At 56.2% G+C, this 21,059-nt stretch carries 16 protein-coding genes; 6 read left to right on the top strand and 10 right to left on the bottom strand.

The window, feature by feature from the left end; genetic code table 11:
• Positions 1-293, bottom strand: a 293-nt coding sequence (locus C3451_RS21370; protein ID WP_240034222.1) for an STY4199 family HEPN domain-containing protein, incomplete at its 3' end; no start/stop codon positions are given.
• A 146-nt stretch (positions 294-439) separates the two neighbouring features.
• Between C3451_RS21370 and C3451_RS21365 the strand changes: the two genes are divergently transcribed.
• Together C3451_RS21365 and C3451_RS21360 are read left to right on the top strand one after the other, a co-directional pair.
• Complete coding sequence (locus tag C3451_RS21365) at positions 440-979, top strand: GNAT family protein (RefSeq protein ID WP_022649713.1); 540 nt, start codon at positions 440-442, stop codon at positions 977-979.
• 71 nt (positions 980-1,050) lie between these two features.
• Positions 1,051-1,389, top strand: coding sequence for a lysozyme (locus C3451_RS21360; protein WP_022649714.1), 339 nt, complete (start codon positions 1,051-1,053; stop codon positions 1,387-1,389).
• Here C3451_RS21360 and C3451_RS21355 read toward each other — a convergent pair.
• Together C3451_RS21355 and C3451_RS21350 are read right to left on the bottom strand one after the other, a co-directional pair.
• Positions 1,368-1,970, bottom strand: a complete 603-nt coding sequence (locus C3451_RS21355; RefSeq protein ID WP_022649715.1) for a response regulator transcription factor — start codon at positions 1,968-1,970, stop codon at positions 1,368-1,370. The two genes, C3451_RS21360 and C3451_RS21355, sit on opposite strands and share 22 nt — an antisense overlap.
• A gap of 174 nt (positions 1,971-2,144) precedes the next feature.
• On the bottom strand, positions 2,145-2,903 hold the full coding sequence (locus C3451_RS21350; protein WP_045622450.1) for an SDR family oxidoreductase: 759 nt from the start codon (positions 2,901-2,903) through the stop codon (positions 2,145-2,147).
• 119 nt (positions 2,904-3,022) lie between these two features.
• Between C3451_RS21350 and C3451_RS21345 the strand changes: the two genes are divergently transcribed.
• The 3 genes from C3451_RS21345 (at position 3,023) to C3451_RS21335 (ending at position 6,581) form a co-directional block, all read left to right on the top strand.
• Entirely contained in the window at positions 3,023-3,922 is a 900-nt protein-coding gene (locus C3451_RS21345) for a LysR family transcriptional regulator (protein WP_063139276.1), read from the top strand.
• Between the two features lie 50 nt (positions 3,923-3,972).
• Positions 3,973-4,998 (top strand): inner membrane protein YhjD, encoded by a 1,026-nt coding sequence (gene yhjD / locus C3451_RS21340; RefSeq protein WP_022649719.1) that lies wholly within the window; start codon positions 3,973-3,975, stop codon positions 4,996-4,998.
• Positions 4,999-5,258: 260 nt separating this feature from the next.
• The gene (locus C3451_RS21335) at positions 5,259-6,581 is read left to right on the top strand and encodes an MFS transporter (protein WP_022649720.1); all 1,323 of its coding nucleotides are present in this window, start codon (positions 5,259-5,261) and stop codon (positions 6,579-6,581) included.
• 93 nt (positions 6,582-6,674) lie between these two features.
• Here the strand turns inward: C3451_RS21335 and C3451_RS21330 are convergent, their stop codons facing one another.
• Positions 6,675-8,717, bottom strand: coding sequence for an AsmA family protein (locus tag C3451_RS21330; protein WP_124304404.1), 2,043 nt, complete (start codon positions 8,715-8,717; stop codon positions 6,675-6,677).
• A gap of 65 nt (positions 8,718-8,782) precedes the next feature.
• Positions 8,783-9,556: a cyclic-guanylate-specific phosphodiesterase gene (gene pdeH, locus C3451_RS21325; RefSeq protein WP_015571521.1), complete on the bottom strand. Its 774-nt coding sequence runs from the start codon at positions 9,554-9,556 to the stop codon at positions 8,783-8,785.
• A 230-nt stretch (positions 9,557-9,786) separates the two neighbouring features.
• On the opposite strand from pdeH, the gene C3451_RS21320 reads away from it, so the two are divergent.
• Positions 9,787-10,716, top strand: a complete 930-nt coding sequence (locus C3451_RS21320; RefSeq protein ID WP_022649722.1) for a sugar kinase — start codon at positions 9,787-9,789, stop codon at positions 10,714-10,716.
• 487 nt (positions 10,717-11,203) lie between these two features.
• Here the strand turns inward: C3451_RS21320 and C3451_RS21315 are convergent, their stop codons facing one another.
• From C3451_RS21315 to bcsZ, 5 genes are all read right to left on the bottom strand, one after another.
• Positions 11,204-12,694: a pitrilysin family protein gene (locus tag C3451_RS21315; RefSeq protein WP_022649723.1), complete on the bottom strand. Its 1,491-nt coding sequence runs from the start codon at positions 12,692-12,694 to the stop codon at positions 11,204-11,206.
• Between the two features lie 221 nt (positions 12,695-12,915).
• The gene (dctA, locus tag C3451_RS21310; protein ID WP_022649724.1) at positions 12,916-14,202 is read right to left on the bottom strand and encodes a C4-dicarboxylate transporter DctC; all 1,287 of its coding nucleotides are present in this window, start codon (positions 14,200-14,202) and stop codon (positions 12,916-12,918) included.
• 159 nt (positions 14,203-14,361) lie between these two features.
• The gene (hmsP, locus tag C3451_RS21305) at positions 14,362-16,368 is read right to left on the bottom strand and encodes a biofilm formation regulator HmsP (protein ID WP_063139454.1); all 2,007 of its coding nucleotides are present in this window, start codon (positions 16,366-16,368) and stop codon (positions 14,362-14,364) included.
• 120 nt (positions 16,369-16,488) lie between these two features.
• Positions 16,489-19,971: a cellulose synthase complex outer membrane protein BcsC gene (gene bcsC, locus C3451_RS21300; RefSeq protein WP_045622446.1), complete on the bottom strand. Its 3,483-nt coding sequence runs from the start codon at positions 19,969-19,971 to the stop codon at positions 16,489-16,491.
• Complete coding sequence (gene bcsZ, locus C3451_RS21295) at positions 19,953-21,059, bottom strand: cellulose synthase complex periplasmic endoglucanase BcsZ (protein WP_045622444.1); 1,107 nt, start codon at positions 21,057-21,059, stop codon at positions 19,953-19,955. The genes bcsC and bcsZ overlap by 19 nt, the downstream gene beginning before the upstream one ends.

Genomic DNA, 21,059 nt, shown 5'->3' with positions numbered 1-21,059 from the left:
TGTTCGCCTACATCCTCCGCTCGTTCACCCTGGGGGAAGCGCGGCTGAACACAGCGTAATTGCAGCGGAAAGGCCGTCAGTTCCGCATCAGTCAGGTTCAGCTTTCTGGCTACGGCGCCCCACCCGCCCAGCCCCAGGCGGGCGCTATCCAGTTGTTCCAGAAACCAGCGTGGATCTTTTCCTTCAGAAACATGTACATTCAACAGAAGTAAGATTTCAACAGACGCCTGGCGGATCGCCGCCAGACAGTGTTCAAACTGTTCGCGGGTATGATGCGATGAGCTAATCATCATTGTGTTCCTTGAGAGACAATGAGTACCGCCAAAGCGGCATTAAAAGTCGTTTTTCTTTTTATTTATAGGAGGTTAAACATACCTGACTTTCTGTTGAAATAAAGTGACAACCCTATAATCATTTGCAATGTCTCCGGAGGATCGTCATGCCCGCCTTAACCACCGCGCGTCTCACCTGCTTGCCGCTGCAAGAGCAAGACTGGCCCTTTTTTCTGTCGCTACAGCAAAATCCTGACGTGATGCGTTTTGTCGCCCATGAGCGTAGCGAGGCTGACATTCGGGAGGCCTTTGTGTCTCGTCTGTTGCCGTGGGCACCGGGCAGCTCGCACTGGCTCTGCCTTGTGGTGCGTGAGACGGCCAGCCAGACGCCGCTGGGCGTAACCGGCTATGTGCACCGGGAAGCAGATTGTGCCGAAGTCGGTTTTCTCTTTGCGCCCTCTGCGCAGGGGAAAGGTTACGGCTTTGAATCTCTGCGGGCGGTGTGTGATTTCGCGCTGACCCAGGGCAATATCCGTCGGCTCACCGCGACCGTGACGGCGGGAAATATCGCCTCAAGGCGACTGCTGGAAAAAACAGGTTTTCAGCTGGAAGGTGAGTTGCGCGAGAGTTATTTCCTTTCAGGGCAATGGCATAACGACTGGCTATTCGGTTTACTGAAAAAGGAATATCCGTTCAGTAAAACCTGATCAACGGCCATTTGGCGGATATTCCCCGGGCTGTTTTCCCTTTATAGTTCCGCCATAAAGAGGAAACGCTTATGACGGGTTATGCAATGCAGATATCTTCTGCTGCAATCGCATTAATTAAAAAACAGCAGGGTCTTTCCCTGGAGAAATACCGTGACGAAAAGGGAATATGGGTTATAGGTTACGGTCACGTGATTCGCCAGTGGGAAAAATTTAACGGCCTCATCACGCCGACTGAGGCGGAGAATTTGCTTTTCAATGATATTCATTTATGTGAGTCGCTGCTGCGGGAAATGAACAAACGCCCATTAACCCAACAGCAGCATGATGCACTGGTATTAACGCTCTTCAGTTTTGGGGAAGATTCCCCTCTGCCAGAGAAGATCCTTCAGGCCGTCGCCCGGGTATAGTACATCGCGGCCTGCGTCCGGTTTTTGACATCAAGACGACGGAAAAGCGTCTCAAGATGGGCTTTTACCGTTGCCGCACTGATATTGAGATTACGACCTATCTCTTTATTTGACTCTCCGGCCGCCAGTAATTTCAATACCTCACGCTGGCGCTCACTTAACAATGACAGCTCATCATGAGAGGAGTGCTGGTTCATCCACTCGCCGGGAAAACAGACCATCCCTCGCGATACAGAATCCAGCACGGCGGAAAAGCGTTCGGGATTCGCATTACGAGGGATTATTGCTACCACGTTGCGCTGTAGCATTTGCTCAACCCAGCGAGGCTCTTTTTTCGTTAACACCAGCACCACGCGCGCTGTTGGAAAACGATTCATAATCTCTTCCGGTAAAGCCACACCGTTATCATGAATTAAATACCCATCTATCATGACGATAGCGGAAGGCGACGCGGATAAGTGTGCCCATAATTCATCAGTCTGACGAGTTCCTGTCAAATCTATTTCCGGAATTAATTTCTGCAAACTGCACTTCGCTCCATGAATAAATAATGACTGCCTGTCAAACATGATTACTCGCATCGTATTACTCCTCTGAGAATAGCGAAGGGGGATTCTACAGAGGCATTTTTTAAGAAAAAACTCAATGAATGGAGAGGTTACAATTCACCCAGCTCTCTTTATATCTTTCATCATTTAGACACACCTGCTATAAGGATTTCCTTAAGAGGGTTCCCTCCCCCTTAAGTCTGAACATTACAGGAACATACCGCCTGAAACTTCAATACGTTGCGCATTCATCCAGCCCAGTTTGTCACTGAGCAACGCCGCAATGGCGTCACCGATATCATCGGGCAGGCCCACCCGTCCCAGCGCCGTCTGCGAGGCCAGCAGCTGGTTAAGCTCCGCATTATCCCTTACGCGTCCGCCTCCAAAGTCGGTTTCAATCGCGCCAGGCGCGATGATATTGACGGAAATTCCGCGCACGCCAAGCTCTTTTGCCTGATAGCGGGTCAGCACTTCCATCGCCCCTTTCATTGCCGCGTAAGCCCCTGAACCTGGCTGAGTAAAACGGGCCAGTCCGCTTGAGACGTTCAGGATCCGTCCTCCGTCTTTTATGAGCGGCAGCAGCTGTTGTGTGAGGAAAAACGGACCTTTGAAGTGAATATTCACCGCATCATCAAACTGCGCTTCTGTCGTCTCGGTATAGGGTGCGTATAACCCTGTACCTGCGTTGTTCACTAAATAGTCAAAGGTGTCACGTTGCCAGACGTGTGCAAGGGTTTCCTTCACCTGTTGAGCGAAGCGCGCAAAACTTGCCGTATCGCCGACGTTAAGCTGCAATGCTGCCGCTTTTCTACCTTTTCCCTCAATTTCGCGTACAACTTCCTGCGCCTCCTGCTGACTGCTGTTCCAGGTCAGGATGATATCTGTCCCTTCCGCAGCAAGCTTCAAAACCGCATTTTTACCCAGGCCGCGGCTACCGCCCGTCACTAATGCAATACGTTCACGCATAATTCACCTCGTTTCGACTGCGATGAAGATTGAGAATGAGCTTATTAGATGGTAGAAAATCAATAAATAGTGCCGCCAACGCTTCACTGTTTCATTTCAAACAACAATGACCCATATCTATGGATAAAATATACGCAATGCAGCTTTTCCTTCGCGTCGCGGAACTGGAGAGTTTTACCCGCGCGGCGGAGACGTTAAGCCTGCCGAAGGGGAGTGTCTCGCGGCAGATCCAGGCGCTGGAGAACGCGCTTGGCACTCAACTGCTGCACCGCACTACCCGCCGCGTCAGCCTGACGCAGGACGGCATGGTTTATTACGAACGCGCAAAAGATCTGCTGATGAATCTGGACGAACTGGACGGCATGTTTCTGCACGACCCTTCCACCATCAGCGGTCGGCTACGTGTGGATATGCCCGTTGCCATTGCACGAAATGTCGTCATTCCGAAACTGCCTGCATTTTTACAACAGTTTCCCGGCATTGAGCTTGAGCTGAGCAGCAGCGATCGTCTGGTCGATGTCATCCGCGAAGGATTTGACTGCGTGGTTCGCGTGGGAAACTTGAAGGACTCCGGGCTTATCGCCCGCCCGCTTGGGAAGCTTTCAGTGATTAACTGCGCCAGCCCGGATTATCTCACGCGATTCGGCTACCCTGAGACGCTGGATGATTTGGGCTCACACGCCCTCATTCATTACTCCGCCACGCTGGGCACCCGTCCTCTGGGTTTTGAGTATTTCAACGGCAGCGCGACCCAGTGGATAAAAACGGGAGGCGTTTTGACGGTTAACAGCACGGAAACCTACCAGGCCGCCTGTATCGCCGGGCTTGGCATTATTCAGGTCCCGCGCGTCGGGGTGCGTGATGCCCTGCGCACGAAAAAACTCGTTGAGATCCTGCCGCAAAATCGGGCTGAACCAATGCCCGTCTCCCTCATTTATCCCCACCGCCGTAACCTCTCCCGTCGGGTGCATGTGTTTATGGAGTGGCTTACCGAACTCACAAAAAGTTACGTGGACTAGTCGCAAGCTATAATTCAGTAACATCCAGCTCAACGAAAAGGAAAATGCGCGTGACGCCGGAAAATAACCCGCAACGACCGACTCAACATTTAGATTATGAACCCATCAAAAAGATGGATAACGAGCCTGAAGCGCCGAAGGAGCCTGGAACGACCAGCAAAGCGCTGGGCACCGTGACCGGCATAGCCGAAAAAATTCAGCAGATACCCGCGATTGCTCACCTGATCCGCGCCGCTGAGCGCTTTAACGACCGCATGGGAAATCAGTTTGGCGCGGCGATCACCTACTTCTCTTTCCTGTCGATGATCCCCATCCTGATGGTGTCGTTTGCTGCCGCCGGTTTTGTTCTGGCGTCTCACCCGACGCTGTTGCAGGACATCTTCAATAAGATCCTGACCAACGTCAGCGACCAGACGCTCGCCACGACGCTCAAAAGCACCATCAACACCGCCGTGCAGCAGCGTACCACCGTGGGTATCGTCGGGTTGCTGATTGCGCTCTATTCCGGGGTTAACTGGATGGGCAACCTGCGTGAAGCCATTCGCGCCCAGTCGCGTGACGTCTGGGAGCGTACGCCGCAGGATCAGGAGAAGATATGGGTGAAGTATTTGCGCGACTTTATCTCGCTGATTGGTCTGCTGGTGGCGCTGGTCATCACGCTCTCTATCACCTCGGTCGCCGGTTCTGCGCAGCAGATGATTATCTCCGCGCTGTATCTGGACTACATTGAATGGCTGAAACCGGCCTGGCGCGGTATAGGGCTTGCTATCTCCATCTTTGCTAACTACCTGCTGTTCTTCTGGATCTTCTGGCGTTTGCCCCGCCATCGGCCGCGCAAGAAGGCGCTGATCCGTGGGACGTTGATTGCCGCCATTGGCTTTGAGGTGATCAAAATTGTGATGACCTATACGCTGCCATCGCTGGTGAAGTCCCCCTCCGGCGCGGCCTTTGGTTCGGTGCTGGGGCTGATGGCCTTCTTCTATTTCTTCGCACGCCTGACGCTGTTCTGTGCAGCGTGGATCGCCACCGCAGAGTATAAAGACGACCCGCGCATGCCGGGAAAAACCCACCACTGATGTCCTGTCGGGCTGATATTTCAGCCCGATTCATCATTTCAGCATATAAATCCAGACCGTAACTTTTATTTAACTCAAAACCAGTTTTAATGACTGATATTTAAAATGTGTGAAGCATTTCATGGAAGTGTTTTCGCTGGCCTGAAAATTATCCGCTTTTTGTTGCTTTTATGACCATGTCACGCCTTTGTTACAGATTGAAATGTCGCTTTTGCTGTGCCTAATATGGCCCTTCGTTCGTCCAAAAATAAGAAAATATTATGCAAGCAACAGCCACCACACTTAACGAAGGGGCGGAACACGTTCCGGTCAACTCCCGCAATAAAGTCGTCGTCGCATCGCTGATTGGCACCGCCATTGAGTTCTTCGACTTTTATATTTACGCCACCGCTGCGGTCATTGTCTTTCCGCATATTTTCTTCCCGCAGGGCGACCCGACGGCAGCCACGCTACAGTCTTTAGCTACCTTTGCTATCGCCTTCGTTGCGCGTCCTATAGGTTCAGCGGTCTTTGGCCACTTTGGCGATCGCGTCGGTCGTAAAGTGACGCTGGTTGCCTCGCTGCTGACGATGGGGATCTCCACCGTCGCCATCGGCCTGCTGCCGACCTATGAAACTATCGGCATTCTGGCGCCTGTGCTGCTGGCGCTGGCGCGCTTTGGTCAGGGCCTGGGGCTGGGCGGGGAATGGGGCGGCGCGGCGCTGCTGGCGACCGAGAACGCCCCGGCGCGTAAGCGTGCCCTGTATGGCTCTTTCCCACAGCTCGGCGCGCCGATTGGCTTCTTCTTCGCGAACGGCACCTTCCTGCTCCTCTCCTGGCTGCTGACCGATGAACAGTTCATGAGCTGGGGCTGGCGTATTCCGTTCGTCTTCTCTGCCGTGCTGGTGCTGATTGGCCTGTACGTGCGCGTGTCGCTGCACGAGACGCCGGTCTTCGCTAAAGTCGCCGCGGCGAAAAAGCAGGTTAAAGTTCCGCTGGGGACGCTGCTGACCAAACACCTCCGCGTGACCGTGCTGGGTACGTTCATCATGCTGGCGACCTACACGCTGTTCTATATCATGACCGTGTACTCCATGACCTACAGTACCGCCGCCGTACCGGTCGGACTGGGCCTGCCGCGTAACGAAGTGCTGTGGATGCTGATGATGGCGGTTATTGGATTTGGCGTGATGGTGCCCATCGCGGGCCTGCTGGCGGATAAATTTGGCCGTCGTTCAAGCATGATCGTCATCACCTCGCTGATCATCCTGTTCGCACTGTTTGTCTTCCCGCCGCTGCTGGGTTCAGGTAGCCCTGCGCTGGTGATGGCGTATCTGCTGATTGGTCTGAGCCTGATGGGGCTGACCTTTGGCCCAATGGGCGCGCTGCTGCCGGAGCTGTTCCCGACTGAAGTGCGTTATACCGGCGCGTCGTTCTCCTATAACGTTTCGTCTATTCTGGGCGCCTCGGTGGCCCCGTATATCGCCACGTGGCTTCAGGCGAACTATGGTCTGTTCTATGTGGGTGTCTATCTGGCTGCCATGGCAGCGTTGACGCTGATTGCGCTGCTGCTGACGCACGAAACTAAGCATCAGACTCTGTAAGCGAATGCCGGGTGGCGGCTACGCCTTACCCGGCCTACGATTCACATGTAGGCCGGGTAAGCGCAGCGTCACCCGGCAAGAACAGGCCACACCTTACTTCTTCATCTGCGACAAAATCGTCCGACACTGATTCGCTTCGCCTTCTGACGGCGAAATCAACGCCAGCAGCGCCGCCGCAGGGGTGACCAGCGTGGCGAGGGCGGCGGCAACCGCACCGCGCGCAATCAGCGGCCCGGCCTTCACGCCCGCCTGCGGATCTTTGAAGGTCCCGCGAACGTAGAGCGGCGAGCGCAGGGTGATGATGCGAATGCCTTTACTTTCCGGATCGATGGTTAAATCCAGCTGCTCGGACGCCATGCTGGCGGTACCGGTGATGTTGATAACCGCGTTTTCCGTGTCGAATGCGAAAATCTGCGGACGCGCCACACCGTTGACCAGGTCCACGTTTGCCGCCGCGCAGTTTACGCGCACTTCATCGTCTCCGAAGATTTGTCCGACAATGAAGTTACCGACGTTCAGCCCCAGGATCTCCATCAGGTTACGGCTCACCAGCCCGTCGTTCATCAGCAGCTTCAGGTTGCCGTTTCCGCTGCCTAACAGCGCGGCCACAGAGTTACCCGTGCCGCGAATATCCGCATCGCCGTTCATCTCACCGAGGGTTTTCTGCATCAACTCCACGTCCGGCATCAGCTCTTTCAGCTTCAGACGACGCGCCTGGATCTCCGCCCTTCCCTGCATCGGCTTTTTATCCCCCTCCAGGTGGATATTCGAGGAAATGGTTCCCCCGGCCATGCCAAACTTCAGCGGTTGCAGGCGCAGATCGGCGTTTTTCAGGATGATATGGGTCGAGAGGTTGCTCAACGGCAGCGTGCTGCCATGCTCAATTTTACGTCCTTTGAAGCGCACGTCCGCATCCATTACGTCCCACTTGTCGTTTTCGAAGCGGTCATAGGGCAGCACTTTACCCGCAGGCTGAGCGTCCTTTTTGACCTCTTTTGACTTCGTGCCTTTACCCGAATCTACGCCAATCAGTGGACCAAGATCGGCCAGACGCAGCTGGCGGGATTCAACGTCCCCCTCCAGTTTCGGGCGCGGTTTTCCGGTGGTGTAGGTCAGCGTGCCGTGTATATCGCTATCGCCGATGCGGCCGTTGAACCCCCGGTAGTCAAAGACGGACGATTTTTCAGCGTCGATTTTTGCGACCAGCCGCCCGTCCGTTTCAAACGGCGGGGTATCCGGCAGCAGCACGCCGGTGAGATCGTACAGTTCACCCAGCGAATCCCCGGCAAACTTAAGCTGGAGGTCGACGCCGCCCATGTTCATCGGGTCGTTAACCGTGCCCACGAACGCCACGCGGGTATTGCCCGAGCGGAAGTCCGCCTGCACCGGGAACGGCGTGCCCTCACTCCTGAGCGCCAGCATGCCGCCGATTTTGCCTTTACCGGTCAGCGGCTGGCCGTTGTAGCGCCCTTTCGCTGTCAGGCCGAAGACGTAATCGCCGGCTTTGCTGTCATCGCCTTTGGCTTTGCTGCCCGTCACTTCGCTAAACGGCAGCGGCTTGCCCAGCGGATCGACGAGGATCTCCACGTCAGCCTTACTCACTTTATCGTCAATGGCGATCCGCCCCCGATCGAACAGAATATTGTCGAGGCGGAAGGACCACGAAGAGGGCTGCGCATTCGGATCTTTATCGCCGCTGCTGGCGAGATCGAACGTCCAGTTATTGGTTTTCTCCGACAGGCGAATCAGCCGCGCGTCGGGCTGCTGAAGTTTGCTCCACGGCAGATACACCGTTTTGGTTAACAGGGCTAACGGCGCCAGCGTGGCTTCCACGCGCGGCAGGTGGATCATGGTCACTTCGGGGATGTCCGGCGGGTTGCCAAGAATGATGTCGTCAGCGTGAACGTGCGGCCAGGGCACCCAGCTTCGCCAGCCGGTTTCCTCTTTCTGACGCTCCCACACGACCCCCAAATCGCCACGTATTGCGAAGGGGCGGTTTAGCTCGGTCGAGACTTTCTGGTTGATGGTCGGTTTGAGGCGGTTCCAGTCAAACGTGGCGATAATGATGATTAAGACCACGATCAGCAACAAGAAAATCCCTGCTGTCCAGGAAATCACCCTGGTTGTTTTTGTCATTGTTGTCCCCTTTCCTGATGAACTTGCCTTTAAAACTATAGTTCAGACAAAGGGAAGCGGGCAGATCAGAGGGTGGTTATCACCTTTTCCAGGGTATCCATGGGGACAGGACGAGAGAGGAAATAACCCTGTGCCGCCGCTGCCGGAGAATTTTGCACGTCGCGCCACTCTTCCAGCGTCTCTACGCCTTCCACAATGACGCCCTGGCAATAGCGGTTCATCAGTTGCAGGAGCATCGTAAACAGGTTCCGTCCTTCCGGTGTCTGGCGCAGCATGATAAACAGATCGCGGGCCACTTTGATGTAGTCATAACGCACTTCGCTCAGGGCGGAGAAGTTGGCCATACCGGTACCGAAATCATCCAGCCACAGCGGGCCAAACTCACACATCGAGGCAAATGAGGAGTCCTGCGGCAGCTGAACATGTTCCACCAGCTCGAAGCGCATCCACGGCAAGGTGGCAATCAGCGCCTGCAGCGTCGCATTCTGACGTAACGCCATCAGGGTTGGGCCATCCACGTTCACCGAAGCCAGAATACCGTGCTGCTCGAAGAACGCCTGCTTCGTCGCCAGCATTCTCAACTGCTCTTCCAGCACGTCGATGCGCTGACGCACGGCAACCTCCGCAAAATAGCGGTCCGGCGCGATACGCTGCGAAGGGTTCGATGGATGAGTGACGACCGTTAACACCTCAATTGCCATTAACCGACCGTCAGTACGGTAGATAGGCTGATAGGTGTACGCTCGCTCACATTGCAGCCAGTAGCGATGCTCCTGCAAGTTCTCAATACTTGCCTCAGGCGTAGTGCTCAGCCGCTGGATAACCTGCTCTGACTTCATTTCGGATGTCCTGTTGTATGGGATAGCCTTTCTGGACTCGTCACTGAGTTATCGGCCCGCCAGGTGAGAACTTTATGTTCAATTCAGCGGGAAAATGAAATTAAGATGACAGAAATATGCCGGAACACGCGCTGGCTCAAAAAAAATAATGGAACGTCGTTTTAATATGGTTGACCGTAAAAAACACACAGCGCACACTACCCTTAATTACTCTGTTCAGGTTCACGACTATGTCTAAGAAAATTGCCGTGATTGGCGAATGCATGATTGAGCTGTCCCAGAAAGGCGCGGAAGTCAGCCGCGGTTTTGGCGGCGATACATTGAACACCTCCGTTTACATTGCCCGTCAGGTCGCCCCCGACGCGCTGAGCGTGAGCTACGTTACCGCGCTGGGAACGGACAGCTTCAGCCAGCAGATGCTGGAGGCCTGGCAGGGTGAAAACGTTGAAACTTCGCTGATCCAGCGAATGGAAAACCGTCTGCCGGGTTTGTACTACATCGAAACCGACAGTACCGGCGAGCGCACCTTCTATTACTGGCGTAATGAAGCGGCTGCCAAATTCTGGCTGGAAAGCGATGCCGCCGCTGCGATTTGCGAAGAGCTGGCCACCTTCGATTACCTCTACCTGAGCGGGATCAGCCTGGCGATCCTGAGCCAGCAGAGCCGTGAAAAGCTGCTGTCACTGCTGCGCGAATGCCGTGCCAACGGCGGTAAGGTGATTTTCGATAACAACTACCGTCCGCGCCTCTGGGCCAGCCGTGAAGAGACGCAGCAGGTGTATCAGCAGATGCTGGAATGCACCGATATCGCCTTCCTGACGCTGGACGATGAAGATGCCCTGTGGGGTGAAAAGCCGGTTGATGAGGTCATCGCCCGGACGCAGGCCGCTGGGGTCAGCGAAGTGGTGATTAAGCGCGGGGCGGAGTCTTGCCTGGTGGCGGTGGCGGGTGAAGCCGTGACAGAGGTGCCGGCGGTGAAGCTGGCGAAAGAGAAAGTGATCGATACCACTGCGGCGGGCGATTCTTTCAGCGCGGGGTATCTGGCGGTACGTTTGACGGGAGGTACGCCAGAAGCGGCAGCGCAGCGCGGACACTTGACGGCCAGCACGGTGATTCAGTATCGCGGAGCGATTATTCCGCGCGAGGCGATGCCTGCTTAAGGAATGGGCGGGCTGATGCCCTCACCCTAACCCTCTCCCACAGGGCTGAGGGTTCCCCACAAATTAATGCGAGCACTGAGCAATCCCCTCGCCCCTCCGGGGAGAGGGTGAGGGTGAGGGGAACATACGGCGGTGGTGGTCATTCCGTTCACTTTATGTTCCTTGCTACTCTGTAACGACATGACCGGTGAACGTGCCAGGGTGGCTCAGTCGCCACCACCCTGGCGACCCGGGCTCCCGGCGGTAAATCGCCGCTTCGCGGTGACCTCGGCTTATTCCTTCCGGCTTATCGGGTACGGGCGGAGGCAACGTCCCTGTAAAGCCGCCCTCTCGGCGCATCCCTGCGCCTCGCCCCGGCCGGAAGGCAAACGCCTCAGCGATTTACAGCCGGACCAGGGCATCGCTGACAGCCCTCAGTCATTTAGAAAGCAACTTTATTGCTTCTGCATAAAATCCCTCAGCCCACAGGGAGAGGGAACGCAGGGCCTTACTGGCCCTGCGGAATATCGCTCGCATCCTGGTGCAAATCATCGGCCGCCGCCTGTACTGGCTGCGACGGCGTCGCCATGATGGCGTTCCAGGTGGCCTTTAACTCTTTCATGTCATATTCCGGCTCACCTTTCGGCTGCAACAGAATCAACGCCATATCCTGAGACAGCTGCTGCCGCAGATCCTGATTCAGCATCTCCACGGTCAGACCGTTCAGGAAATCCTGACGCAATTTCTGATACTGCTCCGGCGCGATGTCTACGACCTGATTCTGTAAGGAGCGAATGCGCTGGCTGATTAAGATATCGGTATCGGCGCGGGCATAGGTGGCAAACAGTTTCTGCAATTCGAGGGATTTCTGCGCCACCAGCGCGTTAAATTCCTCTTCAGACAGGCCCTCTTTACGCACTTTAGCCAGCTCTTTCGCCACCACGCCGAGATTGGCATTCAGCTTATCACCCGGCGATTCGACGTTAATGGCGCACTGGGCGCGCTGGAACAGCACGCGGCAGTCAAAGCCCAGACCAATGTCTTTCACGTTGTTCTTGCTGAGCGTCTGCTGAACATGCCAGAACAGCGCTTCACGCGCCAGGTCCGCACGCCAGTAACGCAACAGCGCCGAGGACTCGCGGATCGGCTGCCAGGCGGTATCCCACATCATCGAAAGACGATCCTGACGCACGGTATCCGTCATGATACTGACCGTCTCAGGACGCAGCGGGGACAAAGTAGGAACAGGGGCGGGCGTTTCACGCTTCCCTTTTAGATCGCCAAAGGCTTTGTTGATCTGCTCTATCACCGCACGGCTGTCCACGTTGCCCACTACAATGAGGGTCATGGCATCCGGGGTGTACCACTGCTGGTAGAAAGATTTCACCTGCTCTGGATCCACCGGCTGTTTCAGCGGTTCTGCCGGGTCGTGGCCAAGCAGCGTGGACCCTTTCAGGCGGTAGCGCCACCAGCCTTCTTTGGTATCCGTCGGCCAGGTCGCCACCATGTCGCTGTTGCTCAACGCATAGTTTACGGTCTCAGGCGTAATCGCCAGTTTGCCGGTCGCATCAGAAAGATAGGTAAGCGCTTCTTTAAGCAGATCGTTACGGTTGTTGGGCAGGCTCAGATTAAACATGGTGTAGTCATAGGAGACCACAGCCGGGGGCAGCGGGCGTTTAGGATCGATGGCCTGTTGCCATAAAGAACGCACCTGAACCGCCTGCAAACTGCCGCTCTGGGTGAGCGCCAGTCGAGGAATAAAATGGCTTAAGCCGGTCTGCTGGGTGCTTTCAGTGAGGGAGCCGGTATTCACAGCCAGACGAATTTCAATGCGATCGCTCGGACGTTGCGGAGTGGATAACACCTGCCACTGGAATCCGTTCGCCAGTGTTCCCTGTTGCCAGGCCGGGTCTGGCTGGAGCGCATCTGCCTGCACATAACTGGCTGCTGCCATCATCAGCAAACCGCCGGTTAAGAGTCGAATTTTTGTGCCCTGCATGTGAACCCCTGATCAACATTCCTGGTTAAAGAGAGTGTCTCGCGACGTGAGCACTCAAAGATGACGATGAAAACCTTCCGATTAGACAGCGTGTTCGGCTAAACGTCACGGGCGGAAGCGAAATATACCCAAAAAAATTTTGTCGAAATATGACAGGTTTGAGCGGTTATTATGCGCAGGTGCCCGCATCCCCACAAGGGAATACGGGCATTTATGAGGGATTAAGAGGATAAACCGGGGGTTTTGTCCTCAGATGTGCGATTATTCAGCGTATCGTTAAGTTTCTTGTGATCCAGCTCTTTTACCCACTTCGCCACCACAACCGTCGCCACACCATTACCAATCAGGTTGGTTAACGCGCGGGCTTCAGACATAAAGCGGTCGATACCGAGGATCAGGGCCAAACCCGCCACCGGCAGATGTCCAACCGCTGAGATAGTGGCCGCCAGCACGATAAATCCGCTACCCGTTACGCCCGCCGCCCCTTTCGAGGAGAGCAGGAGGACGACCAGCAGCGTAATCTGATGGAAGATATCCATGTGGCTGTTGGTGGCCTGAGCAATAAAGACCGCCGCCATCGTCAGGTAAATCGAGGTGCCGTCCAGGTTAAAGGAGTAGCCCGTAGGAATAACCAGCCCCACCACTGACTTACGGCAGCCCAGCTTTTCCATTTTATCGAGCATACGCGGCAGCGCGGACTCAGAAGAGGATGTGCCGAGGACAATCAGCAGCTCTTCACGAATGTAACGGATAAATTTGAAGATGCTGAAGCCGGTCGCACGAGCGATGGAGCCGAGCACCACCACCACAAACAGAATACAGGTGATGTAGAAGCAGATAATCAGCTGGCCAAGCTGTACCAGCGTGCCGACGCCGTATTTCCCGATGGTGAAGGCCATCGCGCCAAAGGCACCAATCGGGGCCAGACGCATAATCATGTTGATGATGCCGAAGATTACCTGCGAGAAGCTTTCAATGACGTTAAAAATCAGCTGGCCTTTGCTGCCAAGACGGTGCAGGGCAAAGCCAAACAGCACGGCAAACAGCAGTACCTGGAGGATATTTCCGCTGGCGAACGCGCCAATCACGCTGCTCGGGATCACGTCCAGCAGGAAGGCAACAATCCCCTGATCTTTCGCCTGTTCAGCGTAAACCGCCACCGCTTTCGCATCCAGCGTGGCCGGGTCAACGTTCATGCCCGCGCCAGGCTGTACCACGTTGACAATAATCAGGCCGATAATCAGCGCGATCGTACTGACAATCTCGAAGTACAGCAGGGCAACCGCCCCCGTACGCCCGACCGCCTTCATGCTTTCCATGCCGGCGATACCGGTCACCACGGTACAGAAGATGACCGGCGCGATGATCATTTTGATGAGCTTAACGAACGCGTCGCCAAGCGGTTTCATTTGCGCGCCCAGCTCCGGGTAGTAGTGACCGAGCAGAATACCGATGGCGATGGCTGTCAGGACCTGGAAGTAAAGACTTTTGAAGAGTGAGGTTTTCATAGGGTGTCCCTGGAAAGAATAACTACAGGCTTTGTAAGGTTATGGTTAACCTGCGGCTTTAAAATAACACCCACATAACAGGACAGAAATAAACGGGGTTCAAATTTGAAACACAAATGTTAAGAACTTTGAGCTGGCTCGCACAAGCCAGCAACAAAATTACACTTTTGCGTTATTGCCATCGTCGGCGAGATAGCGTCGCTCAAAGGTATCCGTCGGCACGGCGCGGCCAAACAGGAAGCCCTGACCGCTCTCCACACCCGCCGCAGCCAGCCACTCGCGCTGGGCTTCGGCCTCAATACCTTCGGCAGTCACGTGCAGGTTCAGGCTGTGCGCCATCTGGATAATGGCCTGCACCAGGCTGCAATCCTCCGGCAGCCCTTTCACAAAGGTTTTGTCGATTTTCAGGACGTCCACCGGCAGGGTTTTCATGTGCTGGAGCTGACGCAGGCCGGAATACCCCATACCAAAATCGTCAAGCGCAATGCGGATCCCGGCATTACGCAGCGGTTTCAGAATGGCGACAGCGTCGTCAGGATTGTCAATACAATGGCTCTCGGTGACTTCCAGGATCAACGTGTGGGGCTGGATGCGGTAGCGATGGATCAACTCGAGCATATCCGGCACCATAGTCGGGTGCATCAGCTGTAGCGCAGAAAGATTCACCGACAGCGGCAGCGTGATGCCCCGTTGTTGCCAGGCCGCAAGCTGGCGGCACGACTCTTCCAGCACCCAGTATCCGACGGTGACCATCAGGCCGCAGGACTCGATACGTTCGATCATCCCCTCAGGCAGCTCCCACGTGCCGTCCGGCTGCTGCATGCGCAGCAACGCTTCGGCGCTGGTCACTTCATCCGTGCGCAAATCCACCTGCGGCTGTAGCCAGAGCGCAAACTGGCGATTGTCCATCGCCGTCAGAATGTCGCTCTCTTCCGTCAGGCGCTGCTGGGCTTTTTCCATTTGCTCCGGATCAAAGAACTGGATCTGGTTTTTGCCTTTTCGGCGCGCGGTAAACGCTGCTGAGAAAGCCCGACGGTATAACTGCTCGGCGGTCAGACCACCGTAGTACATTGCGATACCAATGCTGGCACTTGGGCGAAGCTGGATACCCTGAATGGGTAGCCGCTCATTTATGACAGTGAGTACTTGCTGACCTAACGTAATAGCGTGCCACGGCTCTTTTACACCGTGCGCAATCACCACCAGGTCATAGCCGCTGACCTGGGTAAGTACCATGCGCGGCGCCAGCACAGATTTGATTTTTTCCACCAGCGTCAGTAATAGCATCTCGCGCTGGCTCTCTTTCAGCACGCCCGTCGTGTCCTGCAAGGTCTCGCAGGCAATCACCATCAGCGCGGTGGTCTGCTGGCGAGCGACGGTCTGCTCCAGCAGGGCCATTAAAAACGCTTTGTTTGGCAGGTCGGAAACCGGGAAACGGGTGGCGTTATTACTGACCTCTTCCTGCTGACGCAGGACACGCTGCTGGTTGATATTGTAACTGCGGACCAGCATGCCGATTTCATCGTCGTGATGCAGACGCGGCAAGGGAAGCTGATGCCCCATATGCTCCTGCGGAGAGATGTCATTCAGCTCCCGGGCTATGCGGCGCAACGGATGCACAATTAACCGGTTGATGCACCACGTCAGCGCCACGCTCAACATTAAGGTTAAAAGTAAGTAAGTAGTCACTAACGTAGCAACCCAACTCATGACGAATTTATACATGCGGTACGAGTCCGCCTGTAGTACCAGATAGGCCAGCGGCTGCGGGTTAGCCGGTCTTTCCAGGGAATAGAGAGGCAGGGAAATCTGCACCGGCAGTTCAAACAGGCGCATCACCATCATCGGGACGGGACGCTCCGGGATAAAGCTCATCCGCAGCGCCTGGAACTGGTTCGGCAGCACGACGTCGGCGCGGCTCACGATACCGGCGGGCTGAATGCGCTTCAGGATGGATTCCGCCTCGGGGATATCCCCTTTCAGGATCGAGGCCGACAGGGGTTCCCGCACCGAGCGGGCAATACTTTCCAGTTGCGAAGCCGTGTTATAGCGATTCTGCTGTACGGAATGAAACAGCAAAATGACGCAGAAGATGAAGACAAACAGCATTGTGACGGCAGACACCATCGCCATCTGTTTGATCGTTAAGGAACGGCTGACACGCAAAATGACTCTCCACAAAACTCGAAGCGCAGGGCGCACCAGGGCGTAAACCTGGTGCGCCCGAGTATACCCGATAGCTGCACTTTTAAGAGAGACTTACAATTAGATTAAGCAAAAATCCGATCACCAGTCTGCATAAGGCACCAGCGGTTCCGGCGGTAAGTCCATATCACCCTGCCAGCCTGCGGCAGAATACCGAACATAGAGCAGCGCATGGCTCGGGGTATAGTCTTTCGCTTCCTGAATATCGACGCCCAGACCGACAAACCAGTTGGACGTCACACGGCGTTCAACAATCGCCCTTGCGGTATAACCCGTCCCTGACGAGCTACTTCCGGTTCCCATCACACCTTTATCGGTATAACGGCCTGGCTCATTGTCCGGGATCAGCCCCTGCAACGGATAACGCATCACATCCTTTGTTTTTGAATGGGACCATGAGACGGAACCGCCCAGCTCCCATGACCAGTTCTCTGTGCGTTTACGCCAGTTCACCGGTAAGGCGAACGACACATACTCCTGGGGACTGTAGTAACCGCCCTGGCCCAGCGAATAGCCACTTAAATCCTTATCGTAATGCCAGAGCATGTTGGACACACCGACCGTCAGACGCTCGTTGTTCTGATTGATAAGCTTGTAGTAATAGCCGGTCATCCAGCGGACCCGCCAGTTATCTTCGACATTCTTCCCGGTGAGGCTGTCGGCACTCAGGCTTGACCAGATCCCGTTAGCTTCGCCTTTGTCGTAGCTCATGCTCACGCCGCCACCGGTAGCACGCACGCCGCCCCAGGTGGTGTCGGTATTAGGATCTTTTTGCCCGGCGAAGGCCAGCACAGAGCTGGAAATCGGACGACGATGGGCGTTCAGGGTGTAGCCAATCGGCCCCAAGTCGTTGCTGTAGCTCAGGCTGCCCACCACATCGACCACGTCGAAGCCCATCGGCGTTGTACCGATGTCCCACGCCCAGGTTTTGTTCTGCCAGCCGACGGCCACGCTGGCGCCGTTGGCCGACTGGTTCGTGCTGCCGTGACATGGCGTTTCGGCGCAGGTACCCCACGTTGGATCGTAGGTTCCATTGTCCGTATCAAAGGAACCGGCGTTCATATTGACCAGATCGCTACGGAAGAACATGCGGCCATCCGATAGCGGCGCATCCACCTGGAGCATAGTGGTGTGCGCTTTCAGGTCGGAATAGCCCCCCGTGCCGCTGGATCCCCAGTAGTCGTGTTGCAGCGTGACGTTCAGATCCTGCTGACGATAAAGATCGCCTGCATCGCTGCGCACGCCGCGCTTCAGCCAGTCATCTTTCTCATCGTTACGCGTGAGCCGCGTAAAGCTGTCGTTATCGGTTGGACGGGTCGTCGTGATGCCCGATGAGACCATCGCATCCTTCCAGGTGTCCAGCGCCTGCTGAGGCTGACCATTTTGTGCCTGGAAGCGGGCGGCATCACGTATCACCAGCGCACTTTCCATAGAAGGCGGCTGCGATTTTGCCTGAGGAACAATGGCGTTGAAGGTCTTTTCTGCCGCGGCTGAATCGCCCAGACCGGCCTGCGCCATGGCGATCCGGCGCTGCATATTGAGGGAGAGCGGTTCGCCGTTTTGTGCCGCGGGCAGTTTCGCCAGCTCAGCGCGAGCGGCGTCCCTGTTGCCCTGAGCAAGATTGACTTCGGTCAGGCCGAGAATTGCGTCTTCGTTCTGCGGTTCCCGTTGCAGGACGGTGTTGTAGGCGGTTTTCGCGGCCTCGTGATCGCCACGCTGTTCAGCCCAGTCTGCCAGCGTTAAGTCAATACGGGTGGACGGGGGCTGCTGGCGAAGCAGCGCTTCCGCCTCCTGCTCTTTTCCACTGTCGCGCAGGCGGTTGGCGGTTTCCAGCACCTGATTACTTTGCAGGCGGTCCGCCAGCGCCTGGATGTTGCCGTTCCACTTGTCGCGCGGCAGCGTGTTCAGATGCGCCAGCGCGGCCCGGTCCCGATCGTTACCGGACAGGTACAGCCCGCTGGCGTAAACCTGATCCGGATCGCCCGGTTTCTGGCTTGCCAGCTGACGCATCAGGTTATCCGCTTGGCTGCGCTGACCCGCGCTATACAGATCGCGTGATAGCCGGTAGGTGATCCACACGTCGCCCGGGGAAAGCGCAAGGCGTCGGCGCTGAATTTCTGCGGCCTGCGCATAGTTTCCCTGGCTTTCCAGCTGTTCAGCCTGAGCCGAGAGCTGCTCGTTCGTCAGGCTACGTTCAATATCATCAATGCTGCGGCGCTGGCTGGCAGAGAGCGACTGAATAAACTGCGTCGCCTTCTCCGGAGACTGCTCGCGATAAATATTGGCAAGACCGCGTACCGCGTTGCTGTTGCCGCTGTCCATCCGCAATGCCTGGCGATAATAGCGTTCAGCCGCGTCGTTATCTTTCCGCGCCGCCGCCGCGTCACCCAGCCCCAGGACCGCGTAGCTGTCCGTATTGTCAATGTTGCGCGCCTGCTGATAATAGCGTTCCGCCTGGGCTGTCTTGTTGGCTTTCAGGGCGTTATCACCCTGCTGGATCAGCAGCCAGTATCGGTTAACCTTCAGCAGGCTGTCCCATTTGCCCCGGTTGTCGCTCTGCGGATCGAGGGCGATCGCCTTTTCAAACTGCGCAACCGCGCGGGCGCGATCGCCTTTCTGCGAATAGGCCTGCCCCAGCGCGCCTACGGCTTCACTGTCGGCGTGGTTGGCGCTGACTGCTTTCTGCAACTCCGTTACCGCTTTACTTCCCTGCCCGGCATCCACTGCGGCTAACCCTTCGGCTTTGGCGCGAAACGCCGGATCGGCGAGCTGTTTTTGCTGCGCTTCAAGCTGGGCGCGCGCCGCCGTCACGTTATCGCCATCGCTGAACACGCTCAGGTATTGTTGCAGCGCGGTAACGCTGGCGCTGCTGGCCGGCTGATCTTTGATCTGCTGGTACCACATGTCCGACGCCTGACTGCGGCCATTGTTCGATTTGGCCATCTCCTGTAACACCGCAAACCCTTCATCACGCCGTCCGCTCTGGAACAGAAGCTGCGCCAGCGAAGCCTGTAGCGGGGCGTTGCCCGGACTGCTGGCGTTGATTTTCTTCAGCTGATTAATGGCCAGATTGCGGCGGGCAGGCTCTTTCGCCACCACGTTCCAGTACTCCGTCGCGATGTCGCCGCTGGGCGGATTACCGTCAAACAGTTTGTCATACGCGGCAATAGCTTCCTGCGTGTGCCCGGTGGTGGCGAGCAGGCGAGCCTGCTGGAGGGCCTGGCGACCATCCGGCGTGGAGAGCAGCATGGTCGTACGGGAAGACTGGTACGCACTGGAATCGGGTGCCATTCCTTTCAGGCGATCCAGCTCTTTTTGCGCGCCCGCCGTATCCCCCTGTCGTAACAGGTAGCGGAAGCGAGCGGCAATCACGTCCGGGTTGTTGGGGTCGATCAGCTCAAGGCGATAGAGCGACTGGCGCACCAAATCCTCACGCTGGGTGGATTCCCCCAGACGAACCTGTTCCAGCAGCTGTCTCTGCTGCGGGGAGTTGGCGGCCTGGGCCAGGGGCATGAGCGCCAGGCCAAGCGATAAGGCGAGTAGATTTAGTGTGAACGTGCGCATTCCTGGCCCCAATCCGGTAGTAATTCACCTTGCGCGGTGAAACGAAAACGATGCTGATCCCACCCTTGTCCAAAGAGGGTCAGAACGTAGCTGTAATAAGCATTGTTATCGGGAAAACGATCGGCGACACGCTGGCGTTGCACCGCCTGCGCGTCCCGTTCTTGTAAAAATGGAAGCAGGGAGGCAGAAAACCCTACCGGCCCATCTCCGGTACGTTTCCCGGTCGCTACGTCCACTTTTTCCGGCGGTAAGCCTTGTTTGATTGTGGTGGTCGCCATGGGCTTGAAACGCGCCAGTAGCCGGGCTTTTTGCGGATCGTTATCGTTCATCATCCCTACCCACAGATAGACGCGAATCGCATCGTAACTGCCGATCAGGGTCGTATCCTGCTTCAACTGCCAGCCGCCCTTTTTCTGGTATTTCACCCAGTTCGGGGAAAATCCTTTTGGCGCGGTCTCCAGCAGCAGACGCAGGTTGGTTTCACGGAGCGTTGTCCACGGTGCGCCGAAACGGGTGAAATAGCTCGCAAGCTGCGGCGGCAGGTAGCTGGGGTTGAAGCGCCAGACACTCTCTTCGGCAAAACCGACTTTTCCCGGCAGCAGCATAGAACCCAGCCCCGGCACCTTCACCACTTCCTCACTCGCAATGCGCGTCAACAGCGCCTTACCCGTGCGCGTGTAATCGGGATTTTTCCACAGCCGCCCGGCTTCCAGCAGCGACCAGGCAATCCAGATATCGGCATCGGACGCGGAGTTAGGGTCGATAACCGCCCAGGTGTTGTCGTCCTTTTTCCCCCACAGCCACGCTGGGAGATGTTGGGCTAAATCCCCCTCGGCAAGGTTATCGCGCGTCCATGTCAGCAGCAGATCAAACGTCTTGCGATCGTTTGCTGCCAGGGCAAAGAACAGTCCATAGCTTTGCCCTTCGGAGGTGGTGATTTTGCGCGCGTCACTGGGATCAATGACGCGCCCACTTTCGCTCATATAATCCTGCTTGAACGTCTCCCAGGCAGGCCAGCGACAGGCGGCATGCAGATTCGCCGCCGCCAGCATCAACGCTGCGACTACACACCCGCGAAAGATTTTCAT

Origin of the sequence: Enterobacter sp. 301B, assembly GCF_003850715.1 — a bacterium.
Taxonomy (GTDB): Bacteria; Pseudomonadota; Gammaproteobacteria; order Enterobacterales; family Enterobacteriaceae; genus Enterobacter; species Enterobacter intestinihominis.
Note: the sequence above shows the minus strand (reverse complement) of the source record. Positions and strands in the feature narration are given on the sequence as shown.

Coding starts and splice junctions, on each gene's coding strand:
- C3451_RS21365 (WP_022649713.1), top strand. CDS start 440: ATGCCCGCCTTAACCACCGCGCGTCTCACCTGCTTGCCGCTGCAAGAG.
- C3451_RS21360 (WP_022649714.1), top strand. CDS start 1,051: ATGACGGGTTATGCAATGCAGATATCTTCTGCTGCAATCGCATTAATT.
- C3451_RS21355 (WP_022649715.1), bottom strand. CDS start 1,970: ATGCGAGTAATCATGTTTGACAGGCAGTCATTATTTATTCATGGAGCG.
- C3451_RS21350 (WP_045622450.1), bottom strand. CDS start 2,903: ATGCGTGAACGTATTGCATTAGTGACGGGCGGTAGCCGCGGCCTGGGT.
- C3451_RS21345 (WP_063139276.1), top strand. CDS start 3,023: ATGGATAAAATATACGCAATGCAGCTTTTCCTTCGCGTCGCGGAACTG.
- C3451_RS21335 (WP_022649720.1), top strand. CDS start 5,259: ATGCAAGCAACAGCCACCACACTTAACGAAGGGGCGGAACACGTTCCG.
- C3451_RS21330 (WP_124304404.1), bottom strand. CDS start 8,717: ATGACAAAAACAACCAGGGTGATTTCCTGGACAGCAGGGATTTTCTTG.
- pdeH (WP_015571521.1), bottom strand. CDS start 9,556: ATGAAGTCAGAGCAGGTTATCCAGCGGCTGAGCACTACGCCTGAGGCA.
- C3451_RS21320 (WP_022649722.1), top strand. CDS start 9,787: ATGTCTAAGAAAATTGCCGTGATTGGCGAATGCATGATTGAGCTGTCC.
- C3451_RS21315 (WP_022649723.1), bottom strand. CDS start 12,694: ATGCAGGGCACAAAAATTCGACTCTTAACCGGCGGTTTGCTGATGATG.
- dctA (WP_022649724.1), bottom strand. CDS start 14,202: ATGAAAACCTCACTCTTCAAAAGTCTTTACTTCCAGGTCCTGACAGCC.
- bcsC (WP_045622446.1), bottom strand. CDS start 19,971: ATGCGCACGTTCACACTAAATCTACTCGCCTTATCGCTTGGCCTGGCG.
- bcsZ (WP_045622444.1), bottom strand. CDS start 21,059: ATGAAAATCTTTCGCGGGTGTGTAGTCGCAGCGTTGATGCTGGCGGCG.